The 18,113-nt window shown below is 61.1% G+C and carries 11 protein-coding genes; 6 read left to right on the top strand and 5 right to left on the bottom strand.

Features of this window, described 5'->3' with window-relative positions; translation table 11 throughout:
• Positions 1 to 242 precede the first annotated feature (242 nt).
• Complete coding sequence (locus tag HWX48_RS07930; RefSeq protein WP_175956390.1) at positions 243 to 1,811, bottom strand: aspartate:alanine exchanger family transporter; 1,569 nt, start codon at positions 1,809 to 1,811, stop codon at positions 243 to 245.
• Between the two features lie 178 nt (positions 1,812 to 1,989).
• On the opposite strand from HWX48_RS07930, the gene HWX48_RS07935 reads away from it, so the two are divergent.
• The 4 genes from HWX48_RS07935 (at position 1,990) to HWX48_RS07950 (ending at position 4,845) form a co-directional block, all read left to right on the top strand.
• Positions 1,990 to 2,943 (top strand): DUF2510 domain-containing protein, encoded by a 954-nt coding sequence (locus tag HWX48_RS07935; protein ID WP_175956392.1) that lies wholly within the window; start codon positions 1,990 to 1,992, stop codon positions 2,941 to 2,943.
• A complete protein-coding gene (locus HWX48_RS07940; protein ID WP_175956394.1) occupies positions 2,933 to 3,373 on the top strand; it encodes an RNA-binding S4 domain-containing protein in 441 nt (146 codons plus the stop codon). Before HWX48_RS07935 ends, HWX48_RS07940 begins: the two co-directional genes overlap by 11 nt.
• A 35-nt stretch (positions 3,374 to 3,408) precedes the next feature.
• A complete protein-coding gene (locus tag HWX48_RS07945) occupies positions 3,409 to 4,287 on the top strand; it encodes an aldo/keto reductase (RefSeq protein WP_175956396.1) in 879 nt (292 codons plus the stop codon).
• A gap of 120 nt (positions 4,288 to 4,407) precedes the next feature.
• A complete protein-coding gene (locus HWX48_RS07950; protein WP_175956398.1) occupies positions 4,408 to 4,845 on the top strand; it encodes an ACT domain-containing protein in 438 nt (145 codons plus the stop codon).
• A 446-nt stretch (positions 4,846 to 5,291) separates the two neighbouring features.
• Here HWX48_RS07950 and HWX48_RS07955 read toward each other — a convergent pair whose 3' ends face one another.
• Positions 5,292 to 6,416, bottom strand: coding sequence for an NADH:flavin oxidoreductase/NADH oxidase (locus tag HWX48_RS07955; RefSeq protein ID WP_175956400.1), 1,125 nt, complete (start codon positions 6,414 to 6,416; stop codon positions 5,292 to 5,294).
• A gap of 41 nt (positions 6,417 to 6,457) precedes the next feature.
• Here HWX48_RS07955 and HWX48_RS07960 point away from each other — a divergent pair, with 41 nt between their 5' ends.
• A complete protein-coding gene (locus HWX48_RS07960; protein ID WP_175956401.1) occupies positions 6,458 to 7,780 on the top strand; it encodes a DUF4921 family protein in 1,323 nt (440 codons plus the stop codon).
• 82 nt (positions 7,781 to 7,862) lie between these two features.
• On the opposite strand, the gene HWX48_RS07965 is transcribed toward HWX48_RS07960, so the two are convergent.
• Positions 7,863 to 8,957, bottom strand: coding sequence for a substrate-binding domain-containing protein (locus tag HWX48_RS07965; protein WP_175956404.1), 1,095 nt, complete (start codon positions 8,955 to 8,957; stop codon positions 7,863 to 7,865).
• A gap of 244 nt (positions 8,958 to 9,201) precedes the next feature.
• On the opposite strand from HWX48_RS07965, the gene HWX48_RS07970 reads away from it, so the two are divergent.
• Entirely contained in the window at positions 9,202 to 9,468 is a 267-nt protein-coding gene (locus HWX48_RS07970) for a DUF4235 domain-containing protein (RefSeq protein ID WP_175956406.1), read from the top strand.
• A 188-nt stretch (positions 9,469 to 9,656) separates the two neighbouring features.
• On the opposite strand, the gene HWX48_RS07975 is transcribed toward HWX48_RS07970, so the two are convergent.
• Together HWX48_RS07975 and HWX48_RS07980 are read right to left on the bottom strand one after the other, a co-directional pair.
• Positions 9,657 to 17,285, bottom strand: a complete 7,629-nt coding sequence (locus HWX48_RS07975; protein WP_175956407.1) for an SdrD B-like domain-containing protein — start codon at positions 17,283 to 17,285, stop codon at positions 9,657 to 9,659.
• A gap of 344 nt (positions 17,286 to 17,629) precedes the next feature.
• Complete coding sequence (locus HWX48_RS07980; RefSeq protein WP_175956408.1) at positions 17,630 to 17,983, bottom strand: sterol carrier family protein; 354 nt, start codon at positions 17,981 to 17,983, stop codon at positions 17,630 to 17,632.
• Positions 17,984 to 18,113 lie beyond the last annotated feature (130 nt).

Raw genomic sequence — 18,113 nt, forward strand, 5'->3', positions numbered from 1 at the left:
CTCAGGTAGGAACTGGTGCTGCGGGCAGGGGATGCTGCCGGAGGTAGAGACTGGTGCACGGGTACAGACCAGCGCCTGGGGTATGGCTCAGTGCCTCCCTAAGGACTGGTATCGGTACGCTTCAGTGCCTTGGGTACGGCTCAGCGCCTTTGGTACGGGGTGTGCCCCGTACCAAAGGCGCCCACACGTACCAATCGCAACAGGACTGACCTACCGCAACAAGACCTACAGCGCCCAAGCCCCTACAGCACCCAGAGCAGCGGTACCAGCAGGATCTTGACAATGATGGTGAAGGCAAAGAGCGTCGCATAGGCGGCCTCGATGCGCTCATCAGCCACTCGCGCATCCGCCGCCTGCAACACTGCAGGCTGACCCAAGAAACCGGCAACCGCACCGGCCGTGCGCGCAGCCGACAAGCCCATCACACGCCCCACCAACGCCTGCAATACGCAGCACACCGTGACAATGACAGCCGCCAAGAGCACAGCTTTCCAGCCCGTACCGGTGGCCAACAGGGCCGCCAAATCTCCACCTGCCACCAGGCCCAGAGCAGCCAAGAACAACATAATGCCGATCTGACGGATCGTCATCGCAGCCGAAGCCGGCAACGTCCACACCAGAGGCCCCGTCCGGCGCAGCGCCCCCAACAGCAGACCCACCAGCAGCGGGCCAGCAGCCGAGCCCAACTGGAAAGACGCCCCTCCTGGCATGGGGAAAGGTATGGCGCCTAGTAGCATGCCCAGCACCATGCCGATACCAATAGCCATGGCATCCACTTCGGCAACGCGCTTTTCTGAATCCCCCAGCCAAGTCTGGATAGCGTCAAGCTCTTCAGTGGGTACCACGACCGCAACATGGTCACCCATTTGCAAGGCCAAATCATCACGGGCCAGCAAGTCCAAGTCACCGCGGCGCACGCGGGTAATGACAGCACCAAAACGTGCCGCCGTATTCAGCTCTGAAATGCTGCGCCCCGCCACATCAGGATTCGACACAACAATGCGCTCAAAGGCTACGTCGGAACGGTCATGCGCCAAGTGGTGATCGAGCACCTCGCCCACGCTCGCCGCAGCCTTTTCTACGGCATCGGGAGCCCCGACCATAATGACCTCATCCCCGGCCAGAAGATCCTCGCCCGGCACGACTACGCGCATGCGGTTGCCTCGTCGAAGGTAGCTCATGCGCAGACGCTGCTGGCGCCACCCCGGCACCTGACGCGTATTGATATCCTCACGCACGCGCACCGTCACCGCATCCAAACCCAGACCCGCCATTGAGGGCGTGTCCTTCGCGCCCACCCATGAGCGTGTCACCGTTAAGGACACAATGACCACGCCGACAATCACGCCCACCGGGTAGCCCAGCGCATAACCAACGGCCGCCTGCGGATCGCCCGTCACGCGCGCTGCCGCATCCAAAGCCGGAGCAGCCGTCAACGCACCGGTAAAGACGCCGATCGTCAAAGACTTTTCCAGCTCAAAAAGGCGTCCACCCATCAAGGCCAACCCCGCTCCCACGACACTGATGACAGCAGCGGCCGTCAACAGCCCAGACTGGGAACGCAGATCATGGAAGAACGCCGCGCCTGCGGACACGCCCACGGTGTAGACAAAGAAGGCCAAGCCAATCTGCTGGACAATCTCCAGACCCTCGCCCACTCCCGGGTAGAAAGCCGACACCGCCAAGCCCACAAATAGGGCCCCGGCTGCGCCGAAACGAATTGGGCCGAAGCGGATTGCGCCAATAGCGGCGCCCACCGCCACCACAAGGAAAAGGGTAAGCAAATGGTTTGCCGAGAGTAAGTCCGCCATATCTCTAGCTTAGTGATGGGCATTAGGGTGCCCACTATCGGAGGGGAGTTCTGCAAAAATGCGCATTTCCTGGCACGATTAACAGCAGCATTATTTCTTCTTGGCGCCCCCTCTCAGTTGAGGCGGGGGGCAGGCCGCCAAGGGCTTCGGTCGGTGTCGCGCGAAAGGATGGTCGCCCATGACGCACCCTCCCCAAGGCTGGTACCCCGACCCGACCGGCCAGAGTGCCTACCGCCGGTGGGATGGCGAAAAGTGGTCCGATCTGACCAGTAACGACCCCTCCTCGCCCGATGCCGTTGTCCTCTCCCCCCACGAGGCCACCGCCCCGGCAGCGCCGCCGCGCCCTCGCCACTCCGCCCCGGCAGCGCCGCACAGCCCCACGAGGCCGTCGCCCCACCCACCCCAGCCTCTTGACGATCTTTTCCCCTCGCGCCCGGCCTCGCCAGCCACACTGCGCCGGCGACGCTGGCGCAAAGCCCTGGCGTGGACGCTCATCGCCAGCGCCCTGCTCATCCAGATGGGTGCCATTGGGATGCTCGCCGTAGAGAATCTGTCACTTGAAACCCAGGTGCTTGAGCAGCGCCAGGAGATCAATGACCTCAAGCGCCAGCACGAAGAGGAAAACGAGCGCCGCGAACAAGAAGCAAAGACCCAGGCAACCGCCTGGTGTGCGGGGGTGTCCGTTGAAAACCGGCGGGCTGTGCCTGAGCTGTTCATGAAGTACCAGCGTGCGGCGCGACTGACTCAGCAGGCCACGCAGAATGAATGCGCTGATCGTGTGGCAATCGCCCACGCCGTCTCAGAGGTGGACTTTTCCCTGCTGCAATCAATAGCCATTGAGGAGTGTTCCCAACTTCCCGGCCAGGACACCGCCCTCGTGCGCGGCACCCTCACCTACTCCGGGCCCGCTGAAGGCACCAAGGTTTCCGACACGCTGAGCACAGGCGACGTGTGGATCGACGTCACCCTCGTTGGAAGCCAGAGCGCCTCCCCAGCAGCAACCACCCGAGTCGAGGCCGTCACCCCCGGCGAATCCCGGAACTGGGAAGTCACCCTGCCCTACGCGGGCCTCTCCGACATCCACTCCTGCCGTATCCACTCCGTGTCATGGTGGCCCTCCAATGCACTCTGAGCTCGACACAGAACAGGCGCCCGCAGCGCCCCCGCCGGCCAACGCCCTCGCCAGCGGCAATGAGGTGCGCGTCGATACCTGGCTGTGGGCCATCCGCCAAACCAAGTCCCGCTCTGCCGCCACCGCCGCCGCCCGCTCCGGCCACGTCAAGGTCAACGGGACCACGGCGAAGGCCTCGCAAAAGATTCGCGTCGGAGACGAGGTTCGCCTGCGCGTCGACGGCTTCGACCGGATCCTTATCGTCACGGGGCTGCTCGTCAAAAGGGTGGGCGCGCCCCAGGCGCGCGCCTGCTACGAGGACCGCTCGCCGCTGCGGCCTCGTCTGGCGGGAGCTGTGCCGATCCGCGAGCGCGGCTCTGGCCGCCCCTCGAAGAAAGAACGCCGCGAATTGGACCGTTTACGAGGGCGTGACTCGCATGAACACTACTGATCATCTGCCCCGCTTTGGGCGCCGCCCTCGTTCTTTTGCCCTCCTCCACCGTCGTAAGGAAGCATGATGTCCACCACCCCATCCCCTACCTGCCCCTCCCCACGGGTGCGCTCATTCCTCAGTTGGGTTTTGGTACCTACAAGGTCACTGAAGGCGTGTACGAGGCGGTCTCTTCGGCCCTGCGCATCGGCTACCGTCATATTGACACCGCGCAGATGTACGGTAACGAGGCTGAGGTTGGCCGCGCGATCGCCGATTCGGGGATTCCCCGCGAGGAGCTGTTCATCACCTCCAAGCTCAATAATGACGTGCATGAGCCCGGCCCCGCCCGAGAAGCCTTCGCTAAAACCCTCCGTGACCTGCGCACCGACTATGTGGACCTGTTCCTTATTCACTGGCCGCTGCCTGGCCTTTACGGTGGGGACCTGTTGATGCCCTGGCGTGTCCTCGAAGAGTTCTACGCTGCGGGGCAGGCCCGTGCCATTGGCCTGTCGAATTTTGAGCAGCATCATGTGGAAGCCATCCTTGAGGGCGGCACGGTCGCGCCGCATGTCAACCAGTTCGAGGCCCACCCGTACTTGCCGAATGATGAGCTGAGGACCTTCTGCTGGCGTCAGGGCATTGTCACCGAAGCGTGGTCGCCTCTGGCCCGCGGGAAGGCGACGCAGGATGCGCGCCTGGCGGCCATTGGCGAGGCCCATGGGGTGAGTGCTGCGCAGGTTGCCTTGCGGTGGGCGCTGCAGCGGGGGGACATTATTTTCCCCAAGTCGGTGACCTCCGCCCGGCAGGAAGAGAACTTTGATCTCTTTGGGTTCTGCTTGAGTGATGAGCAGATGGCGGCCATTGCAGCGCTTGACGAGGGCGAGGCGGGGCGGGTTGGGTCACATCCCGACGTGATGAACCGCTTGCGTTGAGCGAGGAAATGGCGGATTTTCAAGGGTTTCTGTTCTGAGGTGGGAGAGTGCAGACAGAGGTGTTTTCTCGTTCCACGGACAGCGCTTTAACACCTGTCGGGATGGGGATACTCTCGAAACATGTCCGCATTGTCAGATCTTGATCAGGTCCTCGCCTCCCTCGACCCAACCCCCGAGGGTGTCTACGTTTTTGCTTCCGTAGATGAGGTTCCTGCTGGCCTTCATCCTTTCGCGCAGATCCGCGAAGCCGAAGGCATTACCGTCATCACTACCTTTGAAGACGCCAAAGAAGCAGGCCTGCCTTTGGATGAAACCTACGCGCGTATCACGCTGGGAGTTCATTCGGCTTTGAATGCTGTTGGCCTGACGGCCACGGTTGCCCAGACCATGGCAAGCCGTTCAATCTCGTGCAATGTCATCGCTGGTTACCATCATGATCACCTATTCGTTCAGGCTGACCGTCAGGCGGAAGCCGTGGCACTGCTGAAGGAACTGGCTGAGAGTGCTCAAGGCTGGTTGCCTACTGCTGAGGATCTCCTCGACGACGATATCTTGTAGTTTTTGCCCTTCGCGTGTCCGTTTGAAGCGGATCGCAGCCCAATGAACCCCGGCACCGTGAACGGCGCCGGGGTTGTTTCTTTGTGTGGGCGTGGGCCACGGTTACGCCGGTGGCTTCCTGTTGCGCTGGTGCCATGTGTTCGCACCAGTAGCTTCTGGTTGCACTGGCTGCTTCTGGTTGCACCAGACGCTCCGGGCCCGGCGCATCTCGATCGACCAGGCGCCACCAGTGCAACACGGCGCCACCAGTCAGCACCCAGCACCCCACGGACTCTGCGCCCGGGTTACTGAGGGGTCACTGGTAGTTCCTAGGCGCACTTGAAGCCACACCGGTGGCTTCTGGTTGCACTGGTATTCCCTGGTTGCACCAGACGCTCCGGACCCGGCGCATCTCGATCGACCAGGCGTCACCAGTGCAACGCGGGGCCCCTACAAGTCCGGACCTTCTACAAGCGCTTCAGACCACGCACGTACTGGCCTGGCAATTCCGGCTCGCAGCGCAAGCGCGAACGCCACAGCTGGGGCAGCATCGGATCGGTCAACAGGCCGCGTGCCACCTCAACGACATCGGCCTGCCCGGTGGCAAGAATCTGCTCACCCTGCTCAGGAGCCTGAATCAGACCACACACCGACACGGGAGCCTCAACGCCCTGCTCGCGCAAGGAAGCGCGCACGGCCTGAGCGCCAAAGACCTGGTAGCCCGGTCCGGCAGGAATCTTCGCATCCGGGTAGCTGCCACCCGAGGACATGCAGAACATGTCCATTCCGTCCTCGGCCAGCAACGAGGTCAACGCCACCGTCTCTTCCAAGGTCCAGCCCGGTCGACCATCGGCGGGATTCTCCACCGTCCAGTCGGTCGCCGAGAGGCGGATGAGCAGCGCCTTGTCGCCAATGGCTTGACGGACACGGCGGGTGACCTCGCGGACAAAACGCGTGCGCCCCTCTAAGGAGCCACCCCAGGCGTCCTCGCGCTGATTCGATGCGGGCGAGAGGAACTGGTGAATCAGGTAGCCGTGCGCTCCGTGGAGCTGCACCCCGTCGAAACCGGCCTCCACCGCGCGGCGCGCAGCCTGGGCGAAAGCCTCGACGGTCTGCCAAATCTCCTCCTCCGAGAGCTCATGGGGGGTGGGCTCACCCTCAGCAAAAGGAATGGGGGAGGGGGCCAAGGTTTCCCAGCCGCCCTCGCCAATCGGTAGCGGACCATGATCCAACCAGCCCTGCGGGCGCGACCCCTTCCGCCCCGCATGCCCCAACTGGATGAAGGCCGCAGCCCCACCCTGGTGGATGACATCAGCCAACGAGGCGAACGCTGGGATCAGCGCATCATCATGCAAGCTCAGGCAGTGGCTGGAAATACGGCCCTCCGGGGTGACGCCCGTGGCCTCGACAATGACTGCGCCAACCCCGCCCAGGGCGCGCGTGAAATAGTGATGACGGTGCCAGTCGGCGGGCGCACCCAGGTTAGCTCCTTCGCTGACAGCCGAGTACATGCACATCGGAGGCATCCACAAGCGGTTCCGAACAGTCACTGAACGGACGGAAATCGGTTGAAAGACACGTGCTCGCGACATGTCTTTAGGCTACACCGCCGGAAGCAAACTAGAGTGGTCATATGGCAAAGGAGCATCCCGCTGGAAAAGACGCAGCAATCATCCGACTGGCTGATGGCACGATTAAACAGAAAAACCTACTGACCGGCACTGAAGTGTGGACCGTTCCTGGACGAGGCCACCGCCCCCTTGCTACCTCTGAACCTGACCTCTCCCCCATTGAAGCCGCCGACCACGGCCGCTACTGCGCCTTCTGCGAACAGCGCTACTTGGAAACCCCGCCCGAAAAGTCGCGCCTCATCCGCGACGCCGAGGGGAACTGGCACAAGCTTCACACCCTGAGCGCCGAGGAATTGCATGACACTGTCGCTGAATTCCGCCGCATCCCCAACCTTTTTGAGATCGTCTCCTACAACTACTGGCACCTTAACCACGGGCATGTGCCTTCTGAGGACGAACACCGTCGCATGGCTGAATATCTGGCCTCCGGCACGGGCTTTGATCATGTCATGCAGCTTGTACGGGCGCGGCTCATGGCCTCGGGGATGAGTGAGGAGGAATTCGCTGCCCTGTCGGACTCGGATAAGCTCCGCCAGGCCAATGGTTTCTTTTCGGGCGGGCATGATGTGATTGTTGCGCGTCGCCACTACGTTCATGGGGCAGACAATAAGTCTCAGTTGGCGTCTTCGGGAACGCTCACCCCCGAGGAGCACTACCAGTACACGAAGTTCACCGCCGACGCGATGGCTGAACTGTACGGGCTTGATCCGGCCGTGCGCTACGTTGCCGCCTTCCAGAACTGGCTGCGGCCTGCTGGGGCGTCCTTTGATCACCTGCATAAGCAGCTTGTCGCTATTGATGAGCATTCCGTGCAAACCCAGGCCGAGATTGATCGTTTGCGGCATGTTCCCGAGCAGTACGAGGATATCCTCCACGTTGCTGCCACCCGTAAGCTCCTGCTCGCCCAGAATGACCACGCGGTCGCCATCGCGGGCTTCGGGCACCGCTTCCCCTCCATTGCGATCTGGCCGCTGCATGCGCCTCAGAACCCGTGGGAGGTGAGCGACGAGGTGATGCGCAGTGTCTCTGACCTGCTTCACGCCATGCACGCCGCTACTGGCGCTGAGGTGCCCTGCAATGAGGAGTGGTATCACCGTCCGCCCGATGTCAATATCCCCATGCGGTGGCGCATCCTGCTCAAGTGGAGGATCTCCACGGTCGCTGGGTTCGAGGGCGGCACGCGCATCTACCTCAACACCATGGACCCTTGGGCCGTGCGTGAGCGCGTCCTGCCGCGCCTGGAGGAAATGCGTGCGGCTGGCACGATTGCGCCGATGAAGCTGGGTGATGAGTGCAAGGTCTCGCGGGAGATGCTGCGCGACTGAGGCCGCTGGCGGGGTTGCCCGTTACCAGCCCGGCCCGCTCCCAGCCCCTTTTACGAGCCCGGCCTTTGACGAGCCCAGTCTTTCACCAGCCCTGCGGCGTGGGCTGCAGCTGCTCAGCGCTGAGGGCAACGGTGTCCTCCCTCGGCGCGGCATAGAGCTCAGTGGCCGTGTGTTTCGCCTGCTCACTGTCAAGGGGGTAGGCAGCCCCCTGCTCAGCGAGGAGGGCCTGCGCGGGGCGCGTGTACAGGTAGGCCATGAAGGACCGCGCACCATCAGGGTTGCTGGCCTGCACGTGCTGGGCGGCGTAGAGCGTGCGTGAGACGCAGCTGCCCGCAACGGGCGCGAGGTAGGACTCCGTGCCCGTGTTGGTTATAGTCCGCGCTGCGCGGGACAAGGGGGCAACCGCTAGGGGACGCGCGCCGCCGGAGAGGGTCCACGCGGCCTCGGCCTCGTCAAAGGGGAGGACCTGCATGCCCGCAGCCTTCGCGTTGGCAAGCCAGGTGGAGATCTGGGCGCCCTGCAGCGAGGCCATGAGGTGGGCGAAAGTGGCTCCTGCGGGCGATTCCTTCGGGGAGGGGACGATCAGGCGGGCGGCGTGGTCGGCGGTGGCAAGGTCGTTGACGCTGCCCGGCGGGGTCAGGCGATTGGCGGCATACCACTGCGTGTCTGCCATGACGCATACGTCGTCGTGTGCGTAGGGCAGGGCGCCGGGCGCCTGGGCGAGCTGAGCGTCTGCGGGCGGCTGGAAGCCTTCGGGGGCCTCTGGGGAGAGGGTGGGAGTCATGCGCAGCATTGCGCCGCCGTCGAAACCGACGAGTACGTCAGCGTGGTGATCTGTTTCCTTGAGGGGGTTGAGGATCTGCAGGGTGTAGCCGGTGGTGGCTTGGAAGTCGTTGGCGAGCGTTTCGGGCAAGGTGGCGTCTGGGGCGAGGAGGGCCCGAACTACTGTGGTGCCGCTACTTGGATGCGGTCCGACGAGGGCGGTGCTCGTGCCGGGCTCTGAGGGAGCATCTGCGGCGGGGGTGTTGCCTGCGAGAGCAGGACGAGGGGGGTTGCCGGGGAAAGGATCCGTGGTCAGGGTTGTTCCCGGAGCGATTGACGAGGTGCAGGCGCTCAGGAGCAGGGCACAGAGTGCCAGACCCGCTGCTGGGCGCTGCAAGTGACGTGTCGTGCTCATGGGAACCTCTTTTCGGTGATGCACTTCCAGTGTATGAGGCTTTAGGCAGATGCCCTCTGCTGCGCTGCGGTGTGTGGCGCAACGCCACGCACACCACATATCGCAGAGCCCACAGGGTCTTCTGGTGGGCAGATATCTGTGAGTTGCTCGCAAGGATCCGCGTCAGTAGTGCATGATGGAGGGGATAGATGCTCTCCCCCGGCGTGCTTGTGGGGCGGGTTCTCGCCTTCTTTGAGGAGTCCCTATGGATATTGGTTGGAAGCTTGCCAGCACTGCTGCCCTGGCCTTGTCAGCAATGGCTGCTGGCAAGGTCGCTGAAGTTGGATGGAAGCTTGTTACCGGCAATGATGCTCCCACTGATGATGACGACACTGCGACCATTGTTGGCGTGATTGCTTTTGCTGCGGTGTCGGCTGCTGTGGTGGCTGTGGCGCAGCGCTATGCGATTCGTGGTGCTGCTGCGATCTATGATCCTGACGGCGCCAAGGGTGTTCGCTCAATTTCTGCCTGAGCACACTACCGGTTCATGTTTAGTCGCACCTGGTGGTAAAAAGAGGGCCATTTTTTGGCCGTTTTTTACCACCAGGTGCGACCATTTTGAGGTCCGGGCTGTGACATGCAGGGGGCCGCCACGCTTTCGCGTGGCGGCCCCCCTGCTTGAGCCAGGAACACCCTCAGGGGAGTCCCTTCAGGCCAGTATCAGCCCTGACGGCGGCGGCGAACACCAGCAATGGCGAACATGCCAGCACCCATCAGCAGGACTGCTGCTCCGGCAAGGTTTTGAGCGATAGAGCCGGTAGCCGGGATAGCACTCTTCTTCTTGGGAGTCAGGGTCTCGGCCTTTGCAGGCGGAACCAGGGTGTGGGTGGTTTCGCAGCCGACGGCCTTATCGCAAGAGCCTCGCTGAGCGTTCTCAGTGGTGGCCTCAACGGTATTAACCAGGGTGGCAGCCTTGTCGGCGGTGACCTTCACCGAGAAGGTGATGGTTGCTTCGGCCTTGCGGGCAAGGTCGCCGGTCCAGTAGATCTTGCCCTCCTTGTACTCGACCGTACCCAGGTCAGCCTTGGCATCTCCGTTGTAGGAGGCGTAGGGCAGGACCTTAGCCAGGTCATCGACAATGGCGGCACCAAGGATGCGGTCACCCTCGTTATGGCGGGCCTTGAGGGGGTAGGTGATGGTGTCACCCTTCTTCACCTGAGAGCCCGAGGGCACTTGAGCGACCTTGGAGTAGACGAACTTGCCTGCGGGCACCACGTGGGTGGTGGAGCAGCCCTTCTCGTCATCGCACATGCCGCGCGCGTCCTCAGAGGTGACACTGTTGTCCAGGGTGGCGTCCCCGCTGGCCTTCACGGTCACCGAGAAGGTGATGGTGGCGGTCGCAGCGCGTTCAAGATCGCCCTTCCAGGTCAGGACGCCATCTTCGACCTCGACCTTGCCCGAGGTTGCCTGAGCGTCCTCGTTGTAGACGGCCTTCCCCGTCAGGGAGGTGAAGTCGTCCTTGATGGTGGCACCCAGCACGCGGTCGCCCTCATGGTGAGAGACGTTGAGCGTGTAGGTCAGAACGTCACCGGAGTGGAGGGTTTCATTGTTGGGCGCGCTGGCCACCTTGGAGTAGGTGAACTTACCTGCGGGTACCTTGTGGGTGGTTTCGCAGCCGACAGCCTGGTCACAGGTTCCGCGAGCGTGGTCGCTGGTCACCCTGTTGGTCAGTGTCGCCGCTTCTTTAGCATTCACGCTGGTGGGGATGATGATGGTTGCCGAAGGAGCGGTCTTTCCATCAAGGTCACCGGTCCAGGTCAGGACATTGCCCTGCCAGGTAATCGCACCGGCGCTTGCCGTCACCTTGGTGCGGTCAACGTCGAGGTGCGCGAGCAGCTCGGTGAGGTCATCGGAGACGGTGGCCTGCTTGATGCGGTTACCGCCCGTGTGACGCACGTTGATCGTGTAGTTCAGCGCGTCGCCGGAGTACACGTTGGCAGCGTTGGCCACGTTCGCGACCTTGGAGTAGACGAAGCTACCTTCGGGCACGGTGTGGTCGGTGCGGCACATGCCCGCAGCCACGCAGGTACCACGAGTGTCGGTCGAGCCAAGGGTGTTGGTCAGTGTCACGGTGGCGTCGGTGTCGACCTCTACCGTGAATGTCACGACGGCTTCGCGTGCCGTGGTGTCGTTCAGCGTTCCTCGCCACTCCACTCCGGTGACCTTCTGGTCGTCGTTGGGATCCTTAAGGAGACGGGCCACGCCCGGGCCTTCAACCGTGGGGTCGCTCACCACGTGTGCGTGCTTGAGGATCTCAGAGAGGTCGTCAGTGAAGAACGCGTCCTTCACGCGGTCGCCACCAGCGTGGGTGGCGGTCAGCGTGTAGGTGATGCGATCCCCGGAGACCACGGCAGCGTTGTTGGCAACGTCAGCGGTCTTGGAGTAGGTGAAGGAGCCCTGCTGGACCGTGTGGGTGGTCTGGCAGCCGACAGCGGTGTCACAGGAGTGACGGGTCGCGTCGTTGTCCTCGCTGGTGAGGGTGTTGACCAGGGTGGCTCCACCCTGTGCGTCAACCTCCACGGAGAAGGTGATTTCCTCCGTGGCACCCACGGCGAGGTCGCCCTCCCAGGTCAGTACGCCAGCGTCGGTGACATTCAGTGTTCCGTTCCCGCTCTTGACCTTCGCGTCCTTCTTGTAGGTCGCGTGGGCGAGCAGTGCGGAGAAGTCATCCTTGATGGATGCGTTCTTCACGCGGTCACCTGCAGAGTGCTTCACGACGATGGTGTAGGTGATGACGTTGCCGGACTTGACCACCGTTCCGGAGGCGGGATCTGCTGTCTTGGAGTAGGTGTACTGTCCCTTGGGCACGGTGTGGGTGGTGGTGCAGGCTTCAGCGCTTTCGCACTGGCCGTTGCCTTCCTTCACGGTGACGGTGTTGCGCAGGGTTTGTTCACCCTGGGCGTTGACCTGCACCGTGTAGGTGATGCGCACGGGATCTGCAGCCCTGTGGGAGATGTCGCCGGTCCAGGTGATCTTCTTTTCTGCCGCGTTGTAGGTGGCAATGCCAGAAGATGCGGTGAGACTGTCGGCCTTGTAGGTGGCCTTGGTGTCGCCCAGCACCTCTACGAGGTCGTCCTCGATGCGCGCGCCGCGAACGGTGTCACCACCGGCGTGCTTGACCGTCAGGGTGTAGGTGACCTCCTGGCCGGAGAGGACCTGGCTTCCCGTTGCCGGGTCAGCGGTCTTGGCCACGGTGAAGCTGCCAGGCGTCACGGTATGCGTGGTTTCGCAGGCTTCACCTGTTTTACAACTACCGGCAGTATTCCCACCATTCGTCACACCGTTGACCAGGGATTCGTCACCATTAGCATTAACTTGAATGCTGTATGTGATGGTGATGGTGTCACCCTTGGCAAGATCACCCGTCCACGTGAGCATTTGATCGTGGCCAAGTGTCACATGGCCTTCAGAGGCAGTTGGTGCAGCCACGATCGCGGCATCGTCAAGCACCTTGGTCAGATCGTCAACCACCTTGGCTCCCAGCAGGTCCAACCCTGCAGCATGGGCGACAGTAATCGTGTAGTCGACGATGTCTCCGGTGAGCACGGCGGTGGCACCGGGTTTGTTCCGCACGGCAGCGGTCTTGAAGAAGGTGTAGCTACCTGGAGCGAAGTCATGTCGAGTGGTGCATGCATCGGGCAGACAGCGACCCTTGGGATGGCTGGCAGGACTCACCTCATTTTCAATGAAACCATTGATTCCGAAACGGCTAGTCACTGAGTAGGTCAGGGTCACGACCTGATCCTTCACAAGGTCACCGGTCCAGGTGATGGCGTTGCCTGTCTTCTGGGCCGTGCCGGGTTCACCACCTTCGGTACGCACGACAAGATCATCGTTGTATTCAGCATCCCCGAGAACCTTTGAAAGCTCGTCACTCAGCGTTGCATTACGTACCGGCAGGTCACCAACATGGCGAACCGTGATCGTGTAGGTGAGTTTCTGGCCGACCTCAATGGCGACACCATTGGCAGGGTTAGAGGTCTTTTCGATGGTGTAGGAACCGTCGCCCTTGGGTGGAATCTTGTTGGTTTCCTCGTCCTCAACTTCCTGGTTACGAGGGCTTGTGCCCTTAACCTTGGCCACGTTGGTGATGAAAGTGCCCAGTTCAAGATCCTCGGCCTTCACTGTGTAGGTGGCGGTCCACACGATTTTCTCGCCAGGGGCCAGGCGTGCAACGGTGCCTGTGGAGTTGGCGTTATCAACTACGGGGGCCGCATCTAGGGTGATGGCTTGGCCCTTACCGTTGGTGAAGGTGTGATCGTCCAGAGTGACATTCGTCAGAGGCGCTGAGCCGGTGTTGGTGGCGGTGAAGGTGTAGGTCACCGTATCACCGGCGGCTACTTCCGTGCGATCCGCCTCTTTCACGAGGTCGATCGCAGGCTTAACAATGCCGGCATCAATATCGGTCTTGTCTTCACCGGGACGCAGAACAATAGAAGAAACCCTCCCATCAGTATCGGGGTCGGAGTCACGATCGTGCTCTCCCGCATTGGTGGAAGTGAACTCGTACTTTTCGGCTTTGAGAGTATCGGGAATGGTGAAGGTCACCGCATAGCCCGCATCGTTTGATGCGCGCAGGCCAGTGAAGGAGTAGGTGCCGTCTGCTTGGGTGCGTGTCTCGCGGCGAACTGGGTTGCCCAGGTCGTCAGTACCCTCAAGTCTGACCAGAGCATCGCCCACGGGCGCCTCGCCATCCTCATACAGACCATTACCGTTCGCGTCGATCCACATGCGGTCACCGAGGGATGCGGCGATAGTAGTTTCTGCACGACGCAGAGGACCGACAGCGTAGGCGAGGTTGGATGCGCTGGCGGCAACCGTGTTGATGTAGTCTTCGGCGGGCACGTTGCCCACGCCGGTCATTGCTACTTCGAACTCAATGCTGCTATTTGCGGGCAGGGCACCTGGGCGAGTCACGCGGATCCCCGTCACTTCGCTCTTGGTGGCAGGGCATGCACCTGCGGCTCCTGCGACAGGTTGGCCACCCGCATCAGCGTCACACCAGACGGTGCTGCCGCCAGGTTGGTTACTTGCGTGCTTCGGGTCTGGGTTCAGGTCGGCAGCGGGGGTGGAGGTGTACTGAATGACCCAGCTTGCCGCATCGGCACTCTTGGGGACCATCTCTGTGAAGGTGAAGTCTCCCGTGTAGCGGGTGCCGTTGATGCCCTGTGCGGGCAGAACGTCAATGACGGTCGCATCATTGACTGCCTGGGTGTTACCGGAGCCAACATTTGTCACTGCCACCTTCCAACGATGCACGTCACGGTGGGTGGAGTCAGCAGGGTTCACCTGCAGGACCGGGGTCAGAGCAATCTTTGCTAGCTGCAGACCTGTCTTGTTTCCAACGGAAATACCGGCGCTGGAGCGGCGCTTTGCCAAAGGTGAGGCGTCGCCTTCACCCCAGATTTCAACGTTGTTAACGTACACGCCGTTGGGAACGGTTCGCAGCACTTCAGTGGTAACAATGATGGGGTCGATGACCGCGTTAGCCTCGGCCTTGGGAAGGATCCAACGGATGTAGGTATCACCAGGGGCGCAGGCAGTGCGCTTGATGTCTGCAGGGTTGCTTCCGGGGAGTACCAGGTCAGGTGTGCGTGATGCGCTGACGAAGGCAGAAGCGCCGGGCAGACAGTCCTCAATCCACACGTCCTTGCGGATTCCAGCGATGATGGAGCCAGAGGTGAGGGACGGGGTGATCTTGTAATCGACGAGGTCATCGCCGGTGACCAGTGGCGTGGTCGAACCGAAGTCGCCACTTTGTCCCTTGCGCACCTGCTTGTTGATGCGCACATTGGCATCGGCGGCGATCAGACGGTCACCGAGGGTGCCCGAATTACCCGTGGCAAGACTTGTTCCTGGCTCGAAGCCGGACTCAGCCCACGGAGCGGAATTGTCAGCCAAGACCTGATCCATGGTGTAGCTGATCTTGTCAGTAGAGATCACGCGCTTGGTTGACGCCCAGTTGGGAATGACCGTGCCGGGCTCAAGGTCGGGTGCGACCTCGAAACCGAAGGCAATATTCACGCTGTAGCCATTACCGATGGAGCTGTAAAGGCCAACAACCGGTGGGCTCACAAAGTAAGCGCGCGCACGGGACACTGCTGTGTAAACACCGCGGGCGGCCTTTTCCTGGTCATTACCGGGAACGTCACCCGGGTTGTCGTACCACGGTCCCTTATCATCACCACAGGTTGAAGCGGCGCCGTTTCCGCCGGGCGTTGCGGAGTATTGGACCTTGAGTTCGGGAACCTGGTCTGCGCGGATAGCATCCGTAGTGGATCGTCCGCTAGGAAGCAAGACATTGTTGTAACCGGTGAACCAGACGGCTTTGCCGTTGGAGGCGACGCCTCGGCCAAATCCCGTTGGGATGCCCTCACGGGAGTCGTAGACAGCGCCCTTCCAGTTCTTTTCCTTCAGATGAAGTTTAGAGTTGTCCCATGCGTCACAGACGATGGTCGAACCCGTGAAGTCGTAGAGCGGACTTGCTGCAGTACCTCGGATCAGGGCCACAACATCTTGGGTCCCAGCTACACCGGTGTCACCCGAGCGGTAGGTACCACCCCCAGGCAGACCTTCGCCCACCCAGCCGTTGCCGGGCGAAAATTCCTCAGGATTCGAGTTTCCAGGCTTACCGACATCGCCACCAAAGTACTTGGAGAATCCACCGGGAAGGCCGATTTTCAGGGTTTTGGGCAGCCAGTTGTTTCCTTCGTACACATCCTGGGTCTGTCGATCGGCGGGAGTGAAGCCCTGGGCAGTGAAATCGGTGTAAGTGTTTCGCAGGAGAAGAGCACGCTCACCGTTATCGAGTTCACCGAAATCCCGAACAATGTCGGCGGGGGTGTGCACCATGAAGGTGTGTGCAACGGCGTAGGCCCTGTTCGCAGGCACAGCCTCATTATTGGGACGTACAGCCTTTGACGGGTAGGTGCGCAGCGTAAAGTCGGCGTTCTTGACCGTTAGCGTGACGGGAGTGCCGGGGCCGCCTGGCTGGGCGATTTGAAGGGCTCCCGAGTCACGCACGGAGTTCTCCACCGTGTTCAGAACATTGTTGGAGTATTCACCGATTTTCCGGCCCGGCATCCCGTAGTAGGTGTATCCGGCGGTAGCACGACTGCCGTACTTTTCTAGGTTTGCGTTGACTTGGTTGATCTGATCGGGCGTTAGACCAGGAATCTTGGGGTCGGTCTTCTTGTAGATAGTCTCTGGACGAAGATCATCTTGGATAACGACGTCTCCGATGACAGGCATGGCCCCCTTTCCGCCAACAGCCGAAGAGATCAGCAGATTGTAGCGGGTGGCAAAACACGCGCGAGTTCGGTCCCAGAAACAGTTTTCAATTGCAGGACCATAGGCATACCCAATACCGTCGCGAGTTGACATGGAGTTCTTCGAAACGTCCCACTTCAGAGCTGCAGAAGCCCTGACCTCAGGCAGTGCCTCATCGGTGGGAACCTCAGCGATACCATCTGCAGTAGCGGTAAGGGACTTGATAGCCAGGCGTTCGCCATGGTGGACAAGGTTGGATACTTTAGCGACAAGCTCAACCTTCAGAGCTGAGGTTTCGGTAGCGCCAAGGTTACACAGCAGAGTCTGTTCCTGGAGCTGATCACGGGAGTTTTCTGTAAGGGGAAGGGTGACATTCGCCGTGGGGTCAGCGGGGTTGAGACTTGAGCCTGGTTGGCGGCAAACGCCAGGCAACTGGGTGATGTAAAGACCCTTGGGGAAAACGACCTTCGCGGTGAAGTTATCTGCGGGCCCGACTTTGGACCGGTATTCAAGGGTGTAGGTGACTGTGTCATTAACGCGGACGATACCGTTGGCGGCGCTGGAGTCATTACCAGCGGAATCATCGACGGTGAAGTCAGGCTGTCCGTCGCCAGTGCGGTCATCATCGGGAGTGCCATCGGCCTTGATTTCCATATGAACACTGAGTTCGTTGGCAGCAGCCGCATCAACCTTACGGAAGGGGCTGCGGTTTGTCGGGGCCGGGGCAGTGTCAACGTTTTCGGCTGGGGTGGGGACAGCCTCTGGAGTGGAGGGTTCCGGCGTTGCGGGGGCATTTGCAGGCGCATCGGATTCGCTTGATTCGGCTACGTTTGCCGCGCCTTCATCAGGGGTAACTGACGCATTACCGCTGTTGACCTCAGTGATGTGAGCCTCTGATTGGGGTGCCACATCGCCATCGTTAGCGAAGGCGAAAGTGTTGGTCCCAATCACTAATGTCACACACAGCGCGCCGACAAGGGCGGCGCTGGGACGTATCTTTGTCGAAAGCCGACCGAACATAGGCTCTCTTCCCCTCTTTCAGATGATGTGGGGAACCCTGGCCGGATACGACACCTACTCAAACGCTATGCGCACGGTAGAACACTGCGGGAACCCCAAAGATCTTCAATATCCACAGTCATTCCTCATAGTACTTTCAGGATCCCTTAATTCACAGGGTGGATTTTCTCCCCAAAACAGCATCAATATTTTGACTACTGCAAGCAAATGGTCAAACTTCCGCAGAAGATCAGGGCAGAGAGGAAGATGGATTGCAACTTTAAATCACATCTATCAGCTTTGATTGGGGAATCTCACAGCTTCACCTCAGAGTAAAGAGGCTCACTATCAGCTAGTGTCCCTCGTCATTCCTGAAAACAGTCCGTCAAGTCAGCACGCTCCCCCGACGCCTGAACCCGACCTTGCGCCACGACCTCGTCCCACGACCATTGTCCCAGCACAAGGCGCAACCACGTCTGCATATCCATCTCCACCACTGCAGGCGGCGTTCCTCGACGATGGGTCGCGCCCTCAAGAATTTGCACGGCCCCTGCGGGCGGCACGCGAACTTCGACCGAACGACCAGGAAATCTGTCCGCAAACTCCTCCAAAGTGAAACGCACAGCGGTCAACATCACCGCGCGCGAAGCCTCGTCCGGAGCAGCCCTCCACGCATCCAAGGCTGCACGCCCCTGTTCAACAGTTATACGCCGCACCATGACTCCACCCTAGAACATGCCCCCAACACCAGTGGCCACTCGGGGACACTACACAAACGAGGGCGTTGCACTCCAGACCACCCCTGGGGCCACAAAACTTCGTACATCACAGCGAGAAAATGTGACCATG

This window comes from Schaalia sp. Marseille-Q2122 (assembly GCF_903645355.1).
Taxonomy (GTDB): domain Bacteria; phylum Actinomycetota; class Actinomycetes; order Actinomycetales; family Actinomycetaceae; genus Pauljensenia.

What these genes read in the sequence shown, in the direction of transcription:
- HWX48_RS07930 (WP_175956390.1), bottom strand. Translation starts at nt 1,811, where the DNA reads ATGGCGGACTTACTCTCGGCAAACCATTTGCTTACCCTTTTCCTTGTG.
- HWX48_RS07935 (WP_175956392.1), top strand. Translation starts at nt 1,990, where the DNA reads ATGACGCACCCTCCCCAAGGCTGGTACCCCGACCCGACCGGCCAGAGT.
- HWX48_RS07940 (WP_175956394.1), top strand. Translation starts at nt 2,933, where the DNA reads ATGCACTCTGAGCTCGACACAGAACAGGCGCCCGCAGCGCCCCCGCCG.
- HWX48_RS07950 (WP_175956398.1), top strand. Translation starts at nt 4,408, where the DNA reads ATGTCCGCATTGTCAGATCTTGATCAGGTCCTCGCCTCCCTCGACCCA.
- HWX48_RS07955 (WP_175956400.1), bottom strand. Translation starts at nt 6,416, where the DNA reads ATGTCGCGAGCACGTGTCTTTCAACCGATTTCCGTCCGTTCAGTGACT.
- HWX48_RS07960 (WP_175956401.1), top strand. Translation starts at nt 6,458, where the DNA reads ATGGCAAAGGAGCATCCCGCTGGAAAAGACGCAGCAATCATCCGACTG.
- HWX48_RS07965 (WP_175956404.1), bottom strand. Translation starts at nt 8,957, where the DNA reads ATGAGCACGACACGTCACTTGCAGCGCCCAGCAGCGGGTCTGGCACTC.
- HWX48_RS07970 (WP_175956406.1), top strand. Translation starts at nt 9,202, where the DNA reads ATGGATATTGGTTGGAAGCTTGCCAGCACTGCTGCCCTGGCCTTGTCA.
- HWX48_RS07975 (WP_175956407.1), bottom strand. Translation starts at nt 17,285, where the DNA reads ATGTTCGGTCGGCTTTCGACAAAGATACGTCCCAGCGCCGCCCTTGTC.
- HWX48_RS07980 (WP_175956408.1), bottom strand. Translation starts at nt 17,983, where the DNA reads ATGGTGCGGCGTATAACTGTTGAACAGGGGCGTGCAGCCTTGGATGCG.